We start from the raw sequence: 17317 nt of genomic DNA on the forward strand, positions 1-17317 counted from the left end.
TCTGGCCGCTTGCCCGGCCCCTAGGCAACCCCCTATCTGTTCCCTCATGGCATCCCCAGAGATCGAGGCGCTGACGCAAGCGCTGTCCCGGCTTCCCGGCCTCGGCCCCCGTTCGGCGCGGCGCGCGGTGCTGCATCTCCTCAAGAAGCGCGAGACCGCGCTCGAACCGCTGCGTGCCGCGCTCGAACAGGTCGCCGAGCGGCTCGCCACCTGCTCCATCTGCGGCAATGTCGACACGACCGATCCTTGCGGCATATGCGCGGATCACCGCCGAGACCCGCGGGCGCTATGCGTTGTCGAGGAGGTCGCCGACCTCTGGGCGCTCGATCGCTCGCGGTTGTTTCCCGGCAAGTTCCACGTTCTCGGCGGCCGGCTCTCGGCGCTCGAAGGCGTCCGCCCCGAAGACCTCGCGATCGACACATTGCTCGCCCGCGTCGAGGCCGGCGGAATCGACGAGATCGTGCTGGCGATGAACGCCACGCTGGAGGGGCAGACCACCGCGCATTACATCGCCGAGCGGCTCGAACGCTTCCCCGTCCGCCTGACTCAGCTCGCCCACGGCCTCCCGGTCGGTGGCGAGCTCGACTATCTCGACGAGGGCACCTTGGCGCAGGCGTTGCGCGCCAGGCGTCCAGTCGCTTGACGTTTCTGTTAGCCCACCCGCACCAGCCCGTTCCCCCTCCCGGCCTCCCAACAGCAGTATTCTATGGGAGGTCGGGAGGAGGAGCGGGCTGGTGCCGTCTTTACAAAAAGACGCCCGCTGCCTAGCTGACTCGCATCATGGCAGTGCTCGAAATCCTCGAAGTTCCCGATCCGCGTCTGCGCGACGTCGCCAAGCCCATCGCCACGGTGGACGACGACATCCGCGGCCTCGCCGCCGACATGCTGGAGACGATGTACGCGGCGAACGGCATCGGCCTCGCCGCGATCCAGGTCGGCATCGACAAGCGCATCCTCGTCATCGACCTGCAGGAACGCGTTACCGAGGACGAGGAAAAGGAAGGCGAGGGCGAGCCGGTCCGCGACCCGCACGTCGTCATCAATCCCGAAATCCTGTCGGTCAGCAACGAAACCTCGATCTACAACGAGGGCTGCCTGTCGATTCCCGAGCAATATGCCGAGGTCGAGCGCCCCGCGCGCTGCCGCGTCCGCTGGCTCGATGAAAAGGGCGAGACTCACGAGGAAGAGCTCGACGGCCTGATGGCGACCTGCATGCAGCACGAGATCGATCATCTCGACGGCGTGCTGTTCACCGACCATATCTCGCGCCTGAAGCGCAACATGATCATGAAGAAGCTGGAAAAGCTGCGCAAGAAAGCGGCGTAGGCCGAAGCGCTTGCCCGTCGCGGCCTGAGCGGCTAGGTTCCCGGTTCGTTCCGGGGAGCCTTCGATGTCCACAACCGCCGTCATCCTGATCCTCGCCGCGCTTGGGGTCGGGCTGCTGTTCGGATGGTTTTTCGGCAGCCGCGCCGCCGCCGCCGCGCGCGCCGAACGCGACCAGCGCACCGAGGATTTCCGTAAGGCGATTACCGATCTTGCTGGCGCCGAAGAGCGCGCGAAAGCCGCCGATGCGCTCCGCGCCGATCTCGCCACCATCCGCGACGAGCGCGACACCGCGCGCACGGAACTGGCGACGTTCAAGGCGGACATACGCTCGGCGGAAAAAACGATCGAGGAAATGAAGGCTGCGCGAGAAATCATGGCCGCGCAATTCGCCGAGGTCGCCAACAAGCTGCTTGGCGAGGCTCAGAAGAGCTTCCTCGAACGCGCGCACGAACGCTTCAACCAGGCCGGCGAATCGAACGAGGCGAAGCTGAAGGCGCTGCTCCAGCCGGTCGAGGCGACGCTCAAGCGCTACGAGGAGAATGTCGGCAAGGTCGAGAACGAGCGCAAGGAAGCCTATGGAAATCTCACCGGCCTGATCGACGCGATGCGGATCGGGCAGGAATCGGTGCGCGGCGAGGCGGCCAAGCTGGTCAACGCGCTGCGCTCGGCGCCCAAGGCGCGCGGCCGCTGGGGCGAGCAACAACTCCGCAACGTCCTCGAAACCTGCGGCCTTGCCGAGCATACCGATTTCGAGATGGAGGTCTCGGTCGACAGCGAGGGCGGCCGCCTGCGCCCCGACGCGATCGTCCGCATCCCCGGCGGCAAGAGCCTGGTGATCGACGCCAAGGTGTCGCTGAACGCCTATCAAGACGCGCACGGCGCGGTCGACGAGACCGAGCGCGCCGACTTCATGGCACAGCACGTCGTGTCGATGAAGACGCACATCAACGCGCTCGGCGCCAAGGCCTACCAGCAGCAGTTCGACGACACCCCCGATTACGTCATCATGTTCGTCCCCGGAGAGCATTTCCTGTCCGCCGCGCTCGAACACGCGCCGGAGCTGTGGGACTATGCTTTCGACCGCCGCGTACTGATCGCCACGCCGACCAACCTGATCGCCATTGCCCGCACCGTGGCGGCGGTATGGCGCCAGGAAAAACTTGCCGGCGAGGCGCGCGAGATCGCCGAACTCGGCAAGGAGCTTCATGCGCGGTTGGCGACGATGGGCGGACACGTCTCGCGGCTCGGCAAGAACCTCGAAACCGCGATGGGTGCTTACAACGCGTTTGTCGGCAGCCTCGAATCGCAGGTGATGACGAGTGCCAAGCGTTTCGAAACGCTCAACATCGAAACTGGCGGCAAGTCGATCGACGCGCTTCCCGTTGTCGAACAATCGCCGCGCCCGCTAACCAAGCTCGCCATCGCCGATGATACCGCCGAAGCGGCGGAATAGCCCGGGCGCCCACCCAGATCTCCCGTCATGCTGAACTTGTTTCAGCATCCATGGCGCACCATTGGCGTCATTTGCGCGGGTTGGTGTGATTCATGGTGGAGCCTGAACCAAGCTCGGGTGAAGGGCCGGGCGCCTCCGCTATTTCTCCGGCGCCAAGGTCGCCGTTCCGGCATCGTCACTCAATGTCATCGAGCCATCGTCCTGCCACGTCATTGTCATCGGCTGGCCGAGGATTTTGAAGAACGCATTCTCCTGATCCATCCCGGCCCCGACACACGCCATCTTGGTGGAAATCACCTGCGTTGCGGTCATGACGTCGCCCGAAATTGCGTAACCGGCGCCGAAGCTGTTGCACCCGGCGTTGCCCGAAATGCGATCCTCGGAAAAGCGAACCTTGGCTTTCCGCTCGGCCGTCGGCGCGGCGCCGTTGATGCTGGCAATCGTCCACGACGTTCCGGCGAGCTTGGGTGGCGCTGCCCCGCCTGTCGTCATGGTGGCGCCATCATGCGCGCACCCGATGAGTAGGGCCGCGCTGGCCAGTGCGATGATCGTCCGCATGAGTCCCTCCATCGTCTCGCCCACGAAACGAACGAACGGGCGAGGGGTTGCCGCTCAGCACCGCTGCTGCGCGAGCACCTCATAGGCCATCACTGCCGTCGCCACCGCGGCGTTGAGGCTGTCGGCCTTGCCCAGCATCGGCAGCTTGACCAGCAGATCGCATGCGGCGGCATAATCGGCGGGCATGCCCTGCGCCTCGTTCCCGGTCAGCAGGAAAGTCGGCGCGTCGTAATGTGCGGCACGATAATCATTGTCGGTATCAAGGCTGAGGCCGACGAGTTGGCCGGGGCCACCACGCAGCCAGACAAGGAAAGCGTCCCACGATGCCCGCACGATCGGCACGGTGAACAAGGCCCCCATGCTCGCCCGCACGGCTTCGACCGAAAAGGGATCGACGCACTCGCCGATCAGGATCAACCCGCCCGCGCCGACCGCATCGCCGGTGCGCAGGATCGTCCCCAGATTGCCCGGATCGCGCAGCCGTTCGGCGACCAGCCAGATTCCCGCGCTGGACCGATCGAGCGCATCCAGCGAGGTTTCGAATTCCTCGAACACGCCGACCACGGCCTGCGGATTGTCCTTGCCGGAGAGTTTGGAGAGGATGTCGGGCACCGTTTCGATCGCCTCGCCGCCGGCGGTCTCCACCGCCGCGATCAACGATGTGACTAGCGGATGGCCGGCGCTCGCCTTCGAAAAGAACAGCCAGGCCGGCAGCCGTCCGGTCTCGCGCGCCTCGGTCAGGATGCGCAGGCCTTCGGCGAGGAACAGCCCTTCCTCGCGGCGATGGCGCTTCTCGCGGAGTCCGCGCATCCGCTTGATCAGCGGGTTGGAAAAGGCGGTGATCTGGCGAGGCATCAGTCCTCGCCGAACTTGGCCTCGACGAGTTCGACCAGCGTGGCGACCGCGGCTTCGGCGCCATCGCCCTCGGCGCTGATCGTGATCGTGTCGCCCATCGCCGCGCCGAGCATCATCAGCCCCATGATCGAGGTGCCGGTCACCGCCTGGCCGTCCTTGGCCACCGCGACGTCGACCGGCTGCGACGAGGCGAGGGTGACGAACTTGGCGCTTGCCCTGGCGTGCAACCCGCGTTTGTTGGTGATGAGCACCGATCGTTCGGCGCGCATCAGGCAGCCGCCTCGCCGAGCACCTCGGAAGCGACCGAGATATATTTGCGCCCGGCCTCGCGCGCGGCGGCTACCGCGTCGGTCACCTTCATCGCCTTGCGCGCGCCACCCAGCCGAATCAGCATCGGCAGGTTGATGCCGGCGATCACCTCGATGCGGCCGGCCTCCATCAGTGAAATGGCGAGATTGGAAGGCGTGCCGCCGAACAGATCGGTCAGCACGATCACGCCGCGGCCCGAATCGACCTCGGCAATCGCCTCGGCGATATCCTGGCGGCGGGCTTCCATATCGTCATCGGGGCCGATGCAAACCGTCGCGATTCGCTCCTGCTTCCCTACGACGTGTTCCATCGCGGTCACGAATTCCTGGGCCAGCCGCCCATGCGTGACGAGTACCAAGCCGATCATGCGTAATGCGTTCCCGAAACTCTCATCTCTTGGTCGGCGCGTCTTCGAGCGAGTCCTGCGGCGCCGTTGCCAGATCGCGATGCGCGACCGTGGGCGAAAAACCCGCGTCGCGCAACCGTGACGCCATGCGATCGGCGACATGAACCGACCGGTGTCTCCCCCCGGTACACCCGAAGGCCACCGTGACATAGGCCTTTCCTTCGGCCCTGTAGCGCGGCAGCAGGGTCAGCAACAGCGCCTCGATCTGCGCCATTGCCTCGTTATAGGTCGGGTCGGCGGCCACATAGGCGGCGACATCGGCATCGAGCCCGGTCCCCGGCCGCAGCACCTCGTCCCAATGCGGATTACGCAGGAATCTCATGTCGAAAACGAGGTCGGCATTGGACGGCAGCCCACGGGAATAGCCGAACGACATCACCGACAGCACCGTATCGCCGATCCCCTGCCGCGCGAACTGCGATCGGATTTGCTGAGCGAGGTCGTTCTGGGCCAGCGCGGTCGTGTCGATCAGCCGGTTCGCCCATCGCCTGAGCGGCGCGAGCAACTCGCGTTCGCGCGCGATCCCGTCGCTCGCCGGCCGGTCGAGCGCCAGCGGATGGCGGCGGCGCGTCTCAGCATAACGGCGCTCCAGCTCGCTTCCCGCGCAATCGAGGAACAAGGTGCCGATGTCGTGGCCATGCTCGTCGCGCAAACGCTTGATCCGCTTGACGATCCGTTCGGGCTCGAACCCCCGAGTGCCGGCCCCGAACCCGATCGCCAGCGGTCGCGAATCGCCGTCGGTGCCTTCGGGCAGCGGGCTCGCCAGCAGGCGGTCGAGCAGCACCAGCGGAAGGTTGTCGACGACTTCCCAGCCCAGATCCTCGAGCGTCTTGAGCACGGTCGATTTGCCCGCGCCGGACATGCCGGTGACGAGCAGGATGTCCTTGGCCGCGTGCGCCACGGCTCAGCCCGCGACTCGTGCCAGCGCGAGCCCGACCTTGATCGCGGCCGACGCTTCGCGGGCATTGAGGGTGATCATCGGCACCACGATGCCGGCGATCGTGCGGATTTCGCCGTCGTCCGGCATCCGCTCGACCTGTTCCGATAGGCAAACGACCAGCGCGACGGGCACCCGTTCGCCATGGGGCATGTCGACGATGCCGATCCCGCGCACCTCGATCTTGCCCGCGATCGTCGCCGGCGGTTGCGCCAGCAGGCGGTCTCGCTCGCGAACCAATACCGTGTAATCGTCCGAAACCAGCCTGGCGCCGCGATCGATCAGGCGGAGCGCGAGGTCGGACTTGCCGCTGCCCGACCGCCCCTCGATCAGCACCGCGCGGCCGTCGATCGCGACGCACGACGCGTGCAGCGTCTCCGAGGAAACATTGGTCATCGCTCGCCCCCTGCGCCCGCCAACGGCAGCTTCACGACGAACCGCGCGCCCGACAATCGGTCCTCGCGCGATTCGACCGCGATTTCGCCTTGATGCCCCTCCACGATCGTCCGCGCAATGGCGAGGCCGAGGCCGGAATGCTTGCCGAACTGTTCACTATGCGGACGGATCGACTGGAAGCGGCGGAAGATCGCCTCGCGCGCTTCTTCCGGCACGCCGGGCCCTTCGTCCTCGACGCGCACGACCAACTGCCCCTGATCCGCGCCGGCGGCGATGGCGACCAGCCCGCCATCGGGCGAAAAGGAGACCGCATTGTCGATCAGATTCTCGAACACGCGCTCCAGCCGGCCACCGTCGCCCAGTGTAACCAGCGTGTCACCCGGCTTGCGATCGAACATCAGCCGCACGCCGCGCCCGACGCCGCGCTTTTCATGCGTTTCGATCAAGGCCGCGATCATCGCGCCGATATCGACGGGATCGAACTTGGCGCGGCTCAATTGCGCGTCGAGGCGAGACGCTTCGGAAATATCGGTAATCAGCCGGTCGAGCCGATGCACGTCGTCCCGCGCCACGTCGATCAGCTGTGCCTGCAAATCGGGATCGCGGATCGTGGTCAGTCCCTCGATCGCCGAACGCAGCGAGGCGAGCGGATTCTTCATCTCATGGGTCACATCGGCGGCGAAGGATTCGGTCGCGTCGATCCGTGCCCGGAGCGCCAGGCTCATGTCGGAAAGCGCGCGTGCCAGCATCCCGATCTCGTCGCGCCGCGAGGGCAGCCGCGGCACCACCACCTCGCGCGCGCGCCCCAGCCGCACCCGCACCGCGGCGCGCGCCAGCCGCCTGAGCGGGCGAACGATCGTCCGCGCGAGGAACAGCGACAGCAGGATCGACACGATCGTCACCGCGCCCAGCACCACGCTCAGCCGCGCGCGTTCGACGCGCACCGTTTGGGTGACGTCGCGCGCATTGATCGTCGTCATGATCGCGCCGCCGGTCGGCAGCGGCGCCGCCGCCGTGATCACCGGAGTACGGTCGGGTGCCCGCCATACCGTCGCCGGCGCCTGGTTCGCCGAGAGCGCGGTGCGAACGTCGGGCCAATAGCGCCCATCGTCATCGGGCGCCTCTCGATAGAGCGGTGCCCGCGCTGCGCCCACCACCGTATCGATCACCGCATCGAGAAACCGCGCGACGCTTTGCTGCCATGGCTCCTTGTCGGGATCGATCAGCACGAAATTGCGCAGCCCCATCCGCCGGGTGTCGACCGCTTCGCGGCCATCGGCATTATAACGGCGAATGCGCGTCCGGGTCTCGCGCGCGAGCCGGAGCGTCATCGCGTCGCGATTGGCCGGCGGCGCGGCGCTCACCGCCTCGGCGATCAGCCGTACCTCGCGGCTCGCCTGGTGCATGCGTGCGTCGAGGATGCGGGTGCGATACGAATCGAGATAGAAAAACCCGCCCGCGAGCAGCGCCAGCGCGAAGATATTGACCGCCAGGATACGCCGCGTGAGCGAAACCCGGCCCGACCAGCGCAACGCCAGATCGCGCTCGCGCGGCTCATTCCTCGGCAAATCGGTAGCCGGCGCCATAAAGGGTTTCGATCGCATCGAAGTCGGGATCGGCCTGGCGGAACTTGCGGCGGATGCGCTTGATATGGCTGTCGATGGTGCGATCGTCGACATAGATGTCGTCGTGATAGGCCGCGTCCATCAGCTGGTTCCGCGTCTTCACCACGCCGGGGCGCTGCGCCAGCGTTTCGAGGATCAGGAATTCGGTGACGGTGAGCGTAACGTTCTTGCCGCCCCAGGTGACGCGATGGCGCGCCGGGTCCATCGACAGCCGCCCGCGCTCGAGCTTTTCCACGCTCGTCTCGGCATCCTCGTCGCCCGGTTTCTGCGCCAGCTCGGTGCGGCGCAGGATCGCCCGGGTCCGCGCGATCAGCAGGCGCTGCGAAAACGGCTTGGCGATGTAATCGTCGGCCCCCATCGCCAGGCCCAGCGCCTCGTCCAGCTCGTCGTCCTTGGACGTCAGGAAGATCACCGGCACGCTGCTTTTCTCGCGCAGCCGGCGCAGCAGCTCCAGGCCGTCCATTCGCGGCATCTTGATGTCGAAGATCGCCAGATCGGGCGGATTGTCGGTGAGCGCCTTCAGCGCCGTCTCGCCGTCCGAATAGACGCGCGTCAGGAACCCCTCGGCCTGCAATGCGATCGACACCGAGGTCAGGATGTTGCGGTCGTCGTCGACGAGCGCGATCGTAGCCGTCATTGCGCTTGCCTCCGTATTGGCCGGGCCTTGTGCCGTAAGCGAAACCGCGCCGGTGCTCAACCATCACGTGCCGGCGCGCCGGCTCATCCCTCGCCGGGCGGCTTCAGCGCCGCGGCCAGCGATGCCGTCCCGCTGCCGCGTCGCGCCGGCTTGGGCTGCGACGGGCTGGGCGACCAGCCGGTGAGAAACACGATGTCGAATGTCTCTGCGAGACGTCCGTCATCGCCTGCGCGCTCTGCGAACAAGGCGGCAGCGCGGCCAAGCGCGGCGCGCGACAAGGGCTGCCGCTGGGCGAGCATGTTGCTCGCGCCCATCCCGCGCAGGTCGGCGAGCAGCGTGCCGAGGCTCGCATAGCGCACCGTGAGCGTCTCCAGATCGGCGACCGGCAGCGCAAAGCCGGCGCGCACCAGCAGATCGCCGGCCGAGCGCACGTCGATGCGGGGATGCGCGCGCGCTGCCGGGCGGTCGCCTTCGGCGGCGAGCAGCAGGCTGCGCAGCGTGGCGAGGCTGTCGCCGCCGACGAACGCGGCGAGGAACAGGCCGTCGGGCTGCAGCATCCGCCGGGCGAGCGTCAGCGCCCCGGGCAAATCGTTGACGCTGTCCAGCACGCCGGCCGAGACGACCAGGTCGAACGTGCCATCGGCAAAGGGTGGCCGGTCTTCATCGGCCTGCACTCCGCCGGATGAGCGCGCGAACCGATATCCGGCATCGAGCCGCGCGATCCGCGCGCCGGGCGGCGGCGTGAACGCACCGTCGAAGCTGCCGAGATCGAGCACGGCGCCGAAGCCGCGCTTCACCGTCTCGAGGCGATCCATGATACCGTCGAGCATTGCCGCCCGAAGGAAATCGTGCGCACTGTATTGCGCGGCGGCGCGGTCGCGGCGACGGCGGCGCAGGGTGCGGTCGAAAAGGTCAGGCGTGCTCACGCCGGGCCTTGTGGCGATCGATGAGGGGCGCGGCAAGGGGGGCAGGATATGCGAACATTGCGCCGCGCGGCCGCGATCGCCGTCGATCTCGCTTTGCCGCCGCGTTGCCCCGGATGCGGCGCGGTGACGCGCGCCCCGCACCGTTTTTGCCCCGATTGCTGGCAGGCGCTCCACTTTCTTGGTCCGCCGTGGTGCGCCGGCTGCCAGGCCCCGTTCGCTTATGATCGCGGCGAAGGCGCCTTGTGCGGCGATTGCCTTGCCCGGCCGCCGCGCCATTCCGGCATCTTCGCAGCCGTCGCCTATGGCGACATCGCACGGAACGTCGCGCTCAAGCTCAAATATGGCGGACGGATGGCTCTGGCCGAAACGATGGCGGGCCCGATGGTCAGGCGGTTTCCGGCCAATACCGACCTGATCGTTCCGGTGCCGCTGCATCGCCGCCGCCTGCGATCGCGCGGGTTCAATCAGGCCGCGCTGATCGCCGCCGCGATCGGTCGTGAAACCGACGTGCCGAGCGACCTCTTCCTGCTCGAGCGGCGACGCGCGACGCCGGTGCTGCGCGGGCTCGGCGCCAGGCAGCGAGTTGCCGCGGTCAGCGGCGCCTTTTCGGTTCCTGACCGCCGCAAACCGGCGCTGCGCGGCAAGCGGCTGGTCCTCGTCGACGATGTCCATACCAGCGGCGCGACCGCCGCGGCCTGCACGGCCGCTTTGCTCGCCGCGGGCGCGGCGAGCGTCGCCATCCTGTGCTGGGCGCGCGTCCTCGACGGCGAGAGTGATTGACAAGCGCCCCGCCGCGCCACACCTCGGCTTCATGGCGAAAGTTGAAATCTACACCAAGGCATTCTGCGGCTATTGCCACCGGGCGAAGGCATTGCTCGAGGGCAAGCAGGCCGCGTTCGAGGAATATGACATCACCATGGGCGGGCCGAAGCGCGCCGAGATGATCGATCGTGCCGGCGGCCGCACCACGGTGCCGCAGATCTTCATCGATGGCGCTCATATCGGCGGGTCGGATGAGCTTGCCGCGCTCGATCGCGGCGGCAGGCTGGATGCGCTGCTGGCGCCATGAAGATCGCGCTGGCGCAGATGACGAGTGGGATCGACCCCGCCGCGAACGCCCGAACGGTTGCCGAGGCGATCGCCGAGGCAGCCGCCGGCAGCGCGGCGATGCTGTTCACGCCGGAAATGTCCGGCGTGCTCGATCGCGATCGCGCGCGCGCTGCCAATAGCATTGCGTCCGAACAGCAGGACGTCACGCTCGCCGCGGCGCGCGACGCGGCGGCCAGGCACGGCATCTGGGTTCACATCGGCTCGCTGGCATTGCGTCGCGACGACGGCAAATTCGCCAACCGCGGCTTCGTCATCGATGCCGCGGGCGAGATCCGTACCCGCTACGACAAGCTGCATCTGTTCGACGTCGATCTGCCCACCGGTGAAAGCTGGCGCGAATCGGCGGCCTATGCGGCGGGTGAAACGGCGGTGGTGGTCGATACGCCGGTCGGCACCTTGGGCCTGTCGATCTGCTACGATCTGCGCTTCGCCGATCTCTATCGCGCCTTGTCCAGCGCGGGCGCTACGATCCTGTCGGTCCCTGCCGCTTTCACCCGCCCCACCGGTGCCGCGCATTGGCACCTATTGATGCGCGCCCGGGCTATCGAATCGGGCGCGTTCGTCGTCGCCGCGGCGCAAACCGGCACGCATGAGGACGGCCGGGCGACCTACGGCCATTCGCTCGTCATTGGCCCCTGGGGCGATATCCTGCTCGACATGGGCGAAGCGGCCGGTGTCGCCTTCGCCGAAATCGACCTTGAAAGCGTTGCGGCGGTGCGGGCCCGCATTCCGGTGCTCGCACACCGGCGTGCGATCCCGCAGGTGGAGCATGTGCGATGATCGTCTATGATCTGCGATGCACGACCGGGCATGTGTTCGAGGCGTGGTTCGGATCGAGCCGCGATTATGAGGATCAGCGCGCCCGCGGCTTGCTCGAATGCCCGCTTTGCGGCGACCGCGAGATCGGCAAGGCGGTGATGGCGCCCAACGTGCCGGCAAAGGGCAACACGAAGATCGAGGCGCGGCCGCCGGACCCGGCAGCGGTGAAGGCCGCGCTTGCCGCGCTCGCCGCTGCCCAGCGCAAGGCGCTCGATGGCTCGACCTGGGTCGGCACCGGCTTCGCGACAAAGGCGCGCGCGATGCACGATGGCGAGATCGATCACGCCCCGATCCATGGCCAGGCCAGCGCCGCCGAAGCCCGAGACCTGATCGAGGATGGCATTCCGGTGGCGCCGCTCCTGTTCCCCGTCGAGCCGCCCGAGACACGCAATTGACCGTTCCCGCGCACGCCTCTACGACGCGGCGCGCGTGCCCCCGTAGCTCAGCAGGATAGAGCGACGGTTTCCTAAACCGCAGGCCAGAGGTTCGAGTCCTCTCGGGGGCACCAGCATCAGAACACCAGCGCCATTTGCGCCTCGGCGTGCGGTTCGGGCGCCGCGAAGCCCGATACCGTGACGCCGAGCAGCCGGATGCCGGTGCGCGGCGGGTAGATCGTCCGGACCAGTTCGACAGCCACGGTGCGCAGCGTGTCGCGATCGGCGACGGGGCGGGGCAGGGTGCGACTGCGCGTGGCGATCTTGAAATCGGCGAACTTGATCTTCGTCGTCACCGTGCGGCCGTACATTTCGGCCTTCTCGCACCACGCCCAGACGTCGTCCGCCTGGCCGATCAGGCCGGCCTCGATCGCGGCGGGATCGGTCAAGTCGACATCGAAAGTGGTTTCCGATCCCGAGGATTTGCGCGCGCGATGCGGCGATACCGGCCGATGATCCTCGCCGCGCGAAATCGAATGATACCAGCGCCCCGCCTTGCCGAACCGCCGTTCGAGAAATGCGACATCCTGCGCGCGCAGATCGGCGCCGGTGAAAATCCCCATCCGGTTCATCTTCGCCGCGGTCTTCGGCCCGATGCCGTGGAACCGGCCGACCTCGAGGCCGGCGACCACGTCCGGGCCGCGCGCGGGCGTGATGACGCATTGCCCGTTCGGCTTGTTCATGTCCGACGCTAGCTTGGCGAGCAGCTTGTTGTACGAAATGCCGGCGGATGCCGTCAGCTTCGTCTCGGAAAGGATGCGGGCGCGGATTTCCAGTGCCGTATCGGTCGCGGACGGCAGGCCGCGGCGGTTTTCGGTGACGTCGAGATAAGCCTCGTCGAGCGACAGCGGCTCGATCAGGTCGGTATAATCAGCGAAGATTTCGCGAATCTGCCGGGAAACCGCTCGATAGACGTCGAAACGATGCCGCACGAAGATGAGGTCGGGGCATAATCGCGCCGCCGTCACTGATGGCATCGCCGAGCGCACCCCGAACCGGCGCGCCTCGTAACTGGCCGCCGCCACGACGCCGCGCCCGCCCGAGCCGCCGACCGCCACGGGCTTGCCGCGTAACTCGGGATGATCGCGCTGCTCCACCGACGCGAAGAAGGCGTCCATGTCGACATGGATGATCTTGCGGCCGGTCATTGCCGGAACATGATAGGAACGCGCGCGATCAAAGTCACGCGTTTCGAAGTGCGCACTTGTGATGTGCCCCTCGGCGACTTGTGCGGTGCAGCACCGAATCAGGGTTGCGCCGCCGCAATATTGACGACAGTCTCGCTGTCAATAGCCACGACCAAGACAAAAGGCGGGGAGAGGAAAATGGATTTGGGGCAATTGGCCATGCTGGCGATTTGCGGCATCGGCACCTTGGGCGCGCTTACTGCCATGGCGTTCTTCGCGCAGAAGAATTCGACGCGCAGACCTTAGTTTTATCTTGCAGGGATCGGGGCCGGCGGCCGCAGTAAACGGCCGCGGGCGCTGGTTCGATTCACATGATTGACGCGGACTGGTCATCGCGGCGTCATCGCCGCGGCGTAGCGGCGCGGCGGGGAGAACCGCCATGCCCGATCGGTCGTATGCCAATGGCGCTGTCCGCGCCGCCGTCCACCGCCACCGCCAACTTAGCCGCCAGGGGCTGCTCGAACGCGCCTTCACCTTCGCCTTCCGCGGCCTGGTCTATGCGCAGATCTGGGAAGACCCCGCGGTCGACCTCGAAGCACTGGCCGTCACCCCCGATTGCCACATCGTCACGATTGCCTCGGGCGGGTGTAACGTATTGAGTTATTTGACGGCTGATCCGCGCGCGATCACCGCGGTCGACCTCAATACGGCGCACGTCGCGCTCAACAAACTCAAGCTCGCGGCGGCGCGCCATCTGCCCGATCACGCCCACTTCCGCCGCTTCTTCGCGATCGCCACCCGCGACAACATCGCAGCCTATCACCAATATGTCGCCCCGCACCTCGATGACGTCACCCGCCGCTATTGGGAAGGGCGGGGGCTCAATGGGCGCCGTCGCATCAGCGGTTTTGCGTCGGGGTTCTATAAGCGCGGGCTGCTCGGTCATTTCATTGGTGCCGCGCATCTGCTCGCGCGGCTTCATGGCATCGATCCCGGCGTTATCCTCTCTGCTCGTTCGCTCGACGAACAGCGTGCGATTTTCGACGCGAAGCTCGCTCCGTTCTTCGACAGCGGTTTCATCCGCTGGCTCGCCGACCAGCCCGCCTCGCTGTTCGGGCTCGGCATCCCGCCGGCGCAATACGAAGCGCTGGCCGGCGACCAGGAAATGATCGCAGTGTTGCGCGCCCGGTTGCAGCGGCTCGCCTGTGATTTCGATATCGCCGACAATTATTTCGCCTGGCAAGCGTTCGGTCGCGGCTATGGTAAGGGGGCTACTGCGCCGGTTCCGCCGTATCTGCAGGCTCGTCATTATGCTGCAGTTCGCGATCGCATCGATCGGGTGGAAATTCGCCACGCGAATTTCGTCGATGATCTCGCCGCGCGGGCCGATGCGACGATCGACCGCTATGTGCTGCTCGATGCGCAGGATTGGATGACCGACGCGCAACTGGCGGCCTTGTGGACCGAGATCACCCGCACTGCCCGTCCCGAGGCCCGCGTCCTGTTTCGTACCGCCGGCGAGCCGACCATTCTGCCCGGGCGCGTGCCCGATGCCATTCTGTCGCGTTGGGATTATCGCGCCGCGGAGTCGCGCGATTTCACGCGGCGCGATCGGTCGTCAATCTATGGCGGCGTTCACCTCTATGTGTTGGGAGACCGGGGCTGACCGCGCACGACCACGCCGATCGCATGGACGCGATGTATCGCACCCAGCGCCACATCTATGACCTGACCCGCAAATATTATCTGCTCGGGCGCGACCGCCTGATCCGCGAACTCGCACCGCCGCCGGATGGCACCATCTTGGAGATCGGCTGCGGCACCGGGCGAAACCTGATCGCGGCCGCACGTGCCTGGCCGCGGGCCCGCCTTTATGGCCTCGATATCTCCAATGAAATGCTGGCAACCGCCCGCAACAACGTCGCGCGTGCCGGGCTTGCCGATCGAATTCGGCTCGCTCAAGCCGATGCCGCCGATTTCGACCTGCTGGCGTTATGCGGGTGCCAGCGTGTCGATCGCGCTTTTCTTTCGTACACCCTGTCGATGATCCCGCCGTGGCAGGCCGCGATCGCCAACGCCGTTGCTATCGCCGACCGCGTCCACATCGTCGATTTCGGCCAGCAGGAACGGCTGCCCGCAGTGTTCCGGAAGGGCCTGCTCGCCTGGCTCCGCCGCTTCCACGTAACCCCGCGCGCCAACCTCCACGCCGAAGCGAAAACGATCGCCGCGCAGTGGAACCTGACAGCCGAAACTGCGTCTCACTATCGCGGCTACGCCTGGAGCGCCGTGCTCGGCTGAACTGGTGGAGGGGGTGGCTCCCTGAGTAGGATTCGAACCTACGGCCGCTCGATTAACAGTCGAGAGCTCTACCGCTGAGCTATCAGGGAACGATGTCGAGGGCGGCTCTATACCGCCTCGAATTCAGGATGCAACCCATCACGCGATGAATTGCTCCATCGTGATGCGATCATCGAGCGCGTGTTCGGGATCGAACAGCAATGTGAGATCGCGGGCGCGGTCGATCGCTATCTCGACCTTGGCCACCTCGCGCACCTCGCGCTGGTCGGCGACCGCGCTCACCGGACGTTTGGCGGCATCGAGCACCCGGATCGAGATGCGCGCCGAATCGGGAACGATCGCGCCACGCCAGCGCCGCGGCCGGAACGGGCTGATCGGCGTCAGCGCCAGCAGTGACGAGGCGAGGGGCAGAATCGGGCCCTGCGCGGAGAGATTATAGGCGGTAGACCCCGCCGGCGTGGCAACGAGAATGCCGTCGCAAGCAAGTTCGGGCAGCACCACGCGCTCGTTGAGCGTGACTTCCAGCTTCGCCGTCTGCCGCGTTTCGCGCAGGAACGAGACTTCATTGATCGCCGGAATGACATGCGTTTCGCCAGAGACCGTCGTCGCCGTCATCCGCAGGGGCGTGACCTTAAACGGCCTGGTCGCGGCCAACCTTGCCTCAAGACCGCTCGACCGCCACTCGTTCATCAGGAAACCGACCGTCCCCAGGTTCATGCCGAACACCGGCACCACCGGCGTCCGGCGATCGAGTTGGGCGTGAAGCGTCTGCAACATGAATCCGTCGCCGCCCAAGGCGATCACGGTTTCGGCTTCGGCGATCGGCACCCATTCATAGCGCTCGCGCAAATCCACCGCCGCAGCCTGGGCTTGCGGCGTCGGCGAGGCGAGGAGGGCACGGCGGGCGCCGTTCATCCGCCGGTAACGCTCATATGACGTTCGACCGCCGGCGCGGCGCCAGAAACGATCTGAAAATCGTGTCGCGCGGGCTTTGCCGCCATCGCGGCATCTATTGCATCGTCCACCGCGTCCAAGCCGCCACGACGAAGCGCCTCCTTCAGGTCGACGCGATCGCCATGCCCGAGGCACATGTAGAGTTTGCCCTCGGTGGTCAGTCGTACGCGGTTACACCCGTCACAGAAATTGGCGGTGAGCGGCGAAATCAGCCCGAGCCGGGTCTGGCTGCCCTCGACACGCCAATAGCGGGCAGGGCCGCCTGTCGTACGATCGATCTCGCGAATGAGGTCGAAGCGCCCGCGCAACGCTTCGAAGGCTTCGGTGAGCGGCAGAAAACGCTCGGCGCGATCCTCGTCGATCGCGCCGAGCGGCATCGTCTCGATCAGCGTCAGATCGAAACCATGATCGACGCACCACAGCAACATCGGCGCGATTTCACGATCGTTGAGACCCTTGAGCGCCACCATGTTGATCTTGACGGCGAGCCCCGCATCGCGTGCCGCGAAGATGCCGTCGATCACGCGGGAGACATCGCCATGCCGCGTAATGTGGCGGAAAGTTTCCGGATCACGACTGTCGAGGCTGACGTTGATCCGCTTGATCCCCGCCGCAGCCAAGGTCGACGCATGCTCGCTCAGACGATTGGCATTGGTCGTCATCGTCAATTCGTCGAGACCGTGGCCGAAGTGGCGTCCCAACCGCGTCGCAAGCTCGCCGATCCCGCGCCGCACGAGTGGTTCCCCGCCGGTCAGCCGGATTTTGCGCACCCCGCGCGCAACGAAGCGATCGGCGATCGCCGCAATTTCCTCGAGCGTCAGCACTTTGTCGCGCGGCAGGAAGCTCATGTGCTCCGCCATGCAATAACGACAACGCAGATCGCAGCGATCCGTCACCGATATGCGCAGATAGCTGATTCTGCGGCCGTGCTGATCGATCAAGGCTGAGGCGGGGGCCATGACTTGGGAGCTAGGCTTTCGTCGACTGGCAAACAAGCCCGTTTGCGGATTGGCCTTGCCGCGATAGGACGGAGTGTGGAACGTGCCCTCGTGCCGTTCCGAAGTGGCGGAGGGGGTTTGAGCGACTTTGAGATCCGATCGGCGGGCACGGCGGCGCCGCTTTTCTTGTTGTCTCCGACGGCGGCGGA

22 protein-coding genes and 2 tRNA genes are annotated in these 17317 nt (G+C 66.4%); 11 read left to right on the forward strand and 13 right to left on the reverse strand.

Translation table 11 applies throughout. From position 1 onward, the window contains the following. The first annotated feature begins 46 nt into the window (after positions 1 to 46). The 3 genes from recR to K7G81_RS06730 all read left to right on the forward strand — a co-directional run bounded on the left by recR (position 47) and on the right by K7G81_RS06730 (position 2779). Complete coding sequence (gene recR, locus K7G81_RS06720; protein WP_223029953.1) at positions 47 to 643, forward strand: recombination mediator RecR; 597 nt, start codon at positions 47 to 49, stop codon at positions 641 to 643. A 137-nt stretch (positions 644 to 780) separates the two neighbouring features. Further along, complete coding sequence (gene def / locus K7G81_RS06725; protein ID WP_223029954.1) at positions 781 to 1326, forward strand: peptide deformylase; 546 nt, start codon at positions 781 to 783, stop codon at positions 1324 to 1326. 64 nt (positions 1327 to 1390) lie between these two features. Then, a complete protein-coding gene (locus tag K7G81_RS06730) occupies positions 1391 to 2779 on the forward strand; it encodes a DNA recombination protein RmuC (protein ID WP_223029955.1) in 1389 nt (462 codons plus the stop codon). 138 nt (positions 2780 to 2917) lie between these two features. Here the strand turns inward: K7G81_RS06730 and K7G81_RS06735 are convergent, their stop codons facing one another. From K7G81_RS06735 to K7G81_RS06775, 9 genes are all read right to left on the reverse strand, one after another. Next, the gene (locus K7G81_RS06735) at positions 2918 to 3337 is read right to left on the reverse strand and encodes an META domain-containing protein (protein WP_223029956.1); all 420 of its coding nucleotides are present in this window, start codon (positions 3335 to 3337) and stop codon (positions 2918 to 2920) included. A gap of 54 nt (positions 3338 to 3391) precedes the next feature. After that, entirely contained in the window at positions 3392 to 4192 is an 801-nt protein-coding gene (locus K7G81_RS06740) for a TrmH family RNA methyltransferase (protein WP_223029957.1), read from the reverse strand. Next, the gene (locus K7G81_RS06745; RefSeq protein WP_223029958.1) at positions 4192 to 4461 is read right to left on the reverse strand and encodes an HPr family phosphocarrier protein; all 270 of its coding nucleotides are present in this window, start codon (positions 4459 to 4461) and stop codon (positions 4192 to 4194) included. The genes K7G81_RS06740 and K7G81_RS06745 overlap by 1 nt, the downstream gene beginning before the upstream one ends. Further along, on the reverse strand, positions 4461 to 4868 hold the full coding sequence (locus K7G81_RS06750) for a PTS sugar transporter subunit IIA (RefSeq protein WP_223029959.1): 408 nt from the start codon (positions 4866 to 4868) through the stop codon (positions 4461 to 4463). Before K7G81_RS06750 ends, K7G81_RS06745 begins: the two co-directional genes overlap by 1 nt. Positions 4869 to 4890: 22 nt before the next feature. Beyond that, positions 4891 to 5808, reverse strand: a complete 918-nt coding sequence (rapZ, locus tag K7G81_RS06755) for an RNase adapter RapZ (RefSeq protein WP_223029960.1) — start codon at positions 5806 to 5808, stop codon at positions 4891 to 4893. A gap of 3 nt (positions 5809 to 5811) precedes the next feature. Continuing rightward, positions 5812 to 6240, reverse strand: a complete 429-nt coding sequence (locus K7G81_RS06760) for an HPr kinase/phosphorylase (protein ID WP_223029961.1) — start codon at positions 6238 to 6240, stop codon at positions 5812 to 5814. Continuing rightward, positions 6237 to 7826 (reverse strand): sensor histidine kinase, encoded by a 1590-nt coding sequence (locus K7G81_RS06765; protein WP_223029962.1) that lies wholly within the window; start codon positions 7824 to 7826, stop codon positions 6237 to 6239. Before K7G81_RS06765 ends, K7G81_RS06760 begins: the two co-directional genes overlap by 4 nt. Next, entirely contained in the window at positions 7795 to 8502 is a 708-nt protein-coding gene (locus tag K7G81_RS06770; RefSeq protein ID WP_223029963.1) for a response regulator transcription factor, read from the reverse strand. Before K7G81_RS06770 ends, K7G81_RS06765 begins: the two co-directional genes overlap by 32 nt. An 83-nt stretch (positions 8503 to 8585) precedes the next feature. After that, the gene (locus K7G81_RS06775; RefSeq protein ID WP_223029964.1) at positions 8586 to 9428 is read right to left on the reverse strand and encodes a class I SAM-dependent methyltransferase; all 843 of its coding nucleotides are present in this window, start codon (positions 9426 to 9428) and stop codon (positions 8586 to 8588) included. Positions 9429 to 9476: 48 nt separating this feature from the next. Between K7G81_RS06775 and K7G81_RS06780 the strand changes: the two genes are divergently transcribed. The 5 genes from K7G81_RS06780 (at position 9477) to K7G81_RS06800 (ending at position 11865) form a co-directional block, all read left to right on the forward strand. Further along, positions 9477 to 10208 (forward strand): ComF family protein, encoded by a 732-nt coding sequence (locus K7G81_RS06780; protein ID WP_223029965.1) that lies wholly within the window; start codon positions 9477 to 9479, stop codon positions 10206 to 10208. 31 nt (positions 10209 to 10239) lie between these two features. Then, entirely contained in the window at positions 10240 to 10497 is a 258-nt protein-coding gene (gene grxC / locus K7G81_RS06785; RefSeq protein WP_223030164.1) for a glutaredoxin 3, read from the forward strand. Continuing rightward, positions 10494 to 11318 carry a carbon-nitrogen hydrolase family protein gene (locus K7G81_RS06790; protein WP_223029966.1) on the forward strand — a complete coding sequence of 275 codons (825 nt, stop codon included), beginning with the start codon at positions 10494 to 10496 and terminating at the stop codon, positions 11316 to 11318. Before grxC ends, K7G81_RS06790 begins: the two co-directional genes overlap by 4 nt. Beyond that, the gene (locus K7G81_RS06795) at positions 11315 to 11752 is read left to right on the forward strand and encodes a DUF1178 family protein (protein ID WP_223029967.1); all 438 of its coding nucleotides are present in this window, start codon (positions 11315 to 11317) and stop codon (positions 11750 to 11752) included. Before K7G81_RS06790 ends, K7G81_RS06795 begins: the two co-directional genes overlap by 4 nt. Positions 11753 to 11788: 36 nt before the next feature. Continuing rightward, positions 11789 to 11865, forward strand: a tRNA-Arg gene (locus tag K7G81_RS06800). Positions 11866 to 11868: 3 nt separating this feature from the next. On the opposite strand, the gene dinB is transcribed toward K7G81_RS06800, so the two are convergent. Continuing rightward, positions 11869 to 12939: a DNA polymerase IV gene (gene dinB / locus K7G81_RS06805; protein WP_223029968.1), complete on the reverse strand. Its 1071-nt coding sequence runs from the start codon at positions 12937 to 12939 to the stop codon at positions 11869 to 11871. Between dinB and K7G81_RS06810 the strand changes: the two genes are divergently transcribed. The 3 genes from K7G81_RS06810 to K7G81_RS06820 all read left to right on the forward strand — a co-directional run bounded on the left by K7G81_RS06810 (position 12916) and on the right by K7G81_RS06820 (position 15216). Beyond that, on the forward strand, positions 12916 to 13224 hold the full coding sequence (locus K7G81_RS06810; RefSeq protein WP_223029969.1) for a hypothetical protein: 309 nt from the start codon (positions 12916 to 12918) through the stop codon (positions 13222 to 13224). The two genes, dinB and K7G81_RS06810, sit on opposite strands and share 24 nt — an antisense overlap. Before the next feature lie 133 nt (positions 13225 to 13357). Then, the gene (locus tag K7G81_RS06815; RefSeq protein ID WP_223029970.1) at positions 13358 to 14584 is read left to right on the forward strand and encodes a BtaA family protein; all 1227 of its coding nucleotides are present in this window, start codon (positions 13358 to 13360) and stop codon (positions 14582 to 14584) included. A 23-nt stretch (positions 14585 to 14607) separates the two neighbouring features. Further along, positions 14608 to 15216 (forward strand): class I SAM-dependent methyltransferase, encoded by a 609-nt coding sequence (locus tag K7G81_RS06820; protein ID WP_223029971.1) that lies wholly within the window; start codon positions 14608 to 14610, stop codon positions 15214 to 15216. A gap of 14 nt (positions 15217 to 15230) precedes the next feature. Here the strand turns inward: K7G81_RS06820 and K7G81_RS06825 are convergent. From K7G81_RS06825 to moaA, 3 genes are all read right to left on the reverse strand, one after another. Continuing rightward, positions 15231 to 15305 (reverse strand) — tRNA-Asn (locus K7G81_RS06825). A 49-nt stretch (positions 15306 to 15354) separates the two neighbouring features. Further along, positions 15355 to 16131: an NAD kinase gene (locus K7G81_RS06830; RefSeq protein WP_223029972.1), complete on the reverse strand. Its 777-nt coding sequence runs from the start codon at positions 16129 to 16131 to the stop codon at positions 15355 to 15357. Next, positions 16128 to 17129, reverse strand: a complete 1002-nt coding sequence (moaA, locus tag K7G81_RS06835; protein WP_223029973.1) for a GTP 3',8-cyclase MoaA — start codon at positions 17127 to 17129, stop codon at positions 16128 to 16130. Before moaA ends, K7G81_RS06830 begins: the two co-directional genes overlap by 4 nt. Positions 17130 to 17317: the final 188 nt, after the last annotated feature.

This window comes from Hephaestia mangrovi, assembly GCF_019880555.1.
Lineage (GTDB): Bacteria > Pseudomonadota > Alphaproteobacteria > Sphingomonadales > Sphingomonadaceae > Sphingomonas > Sphingomonas mangrovi.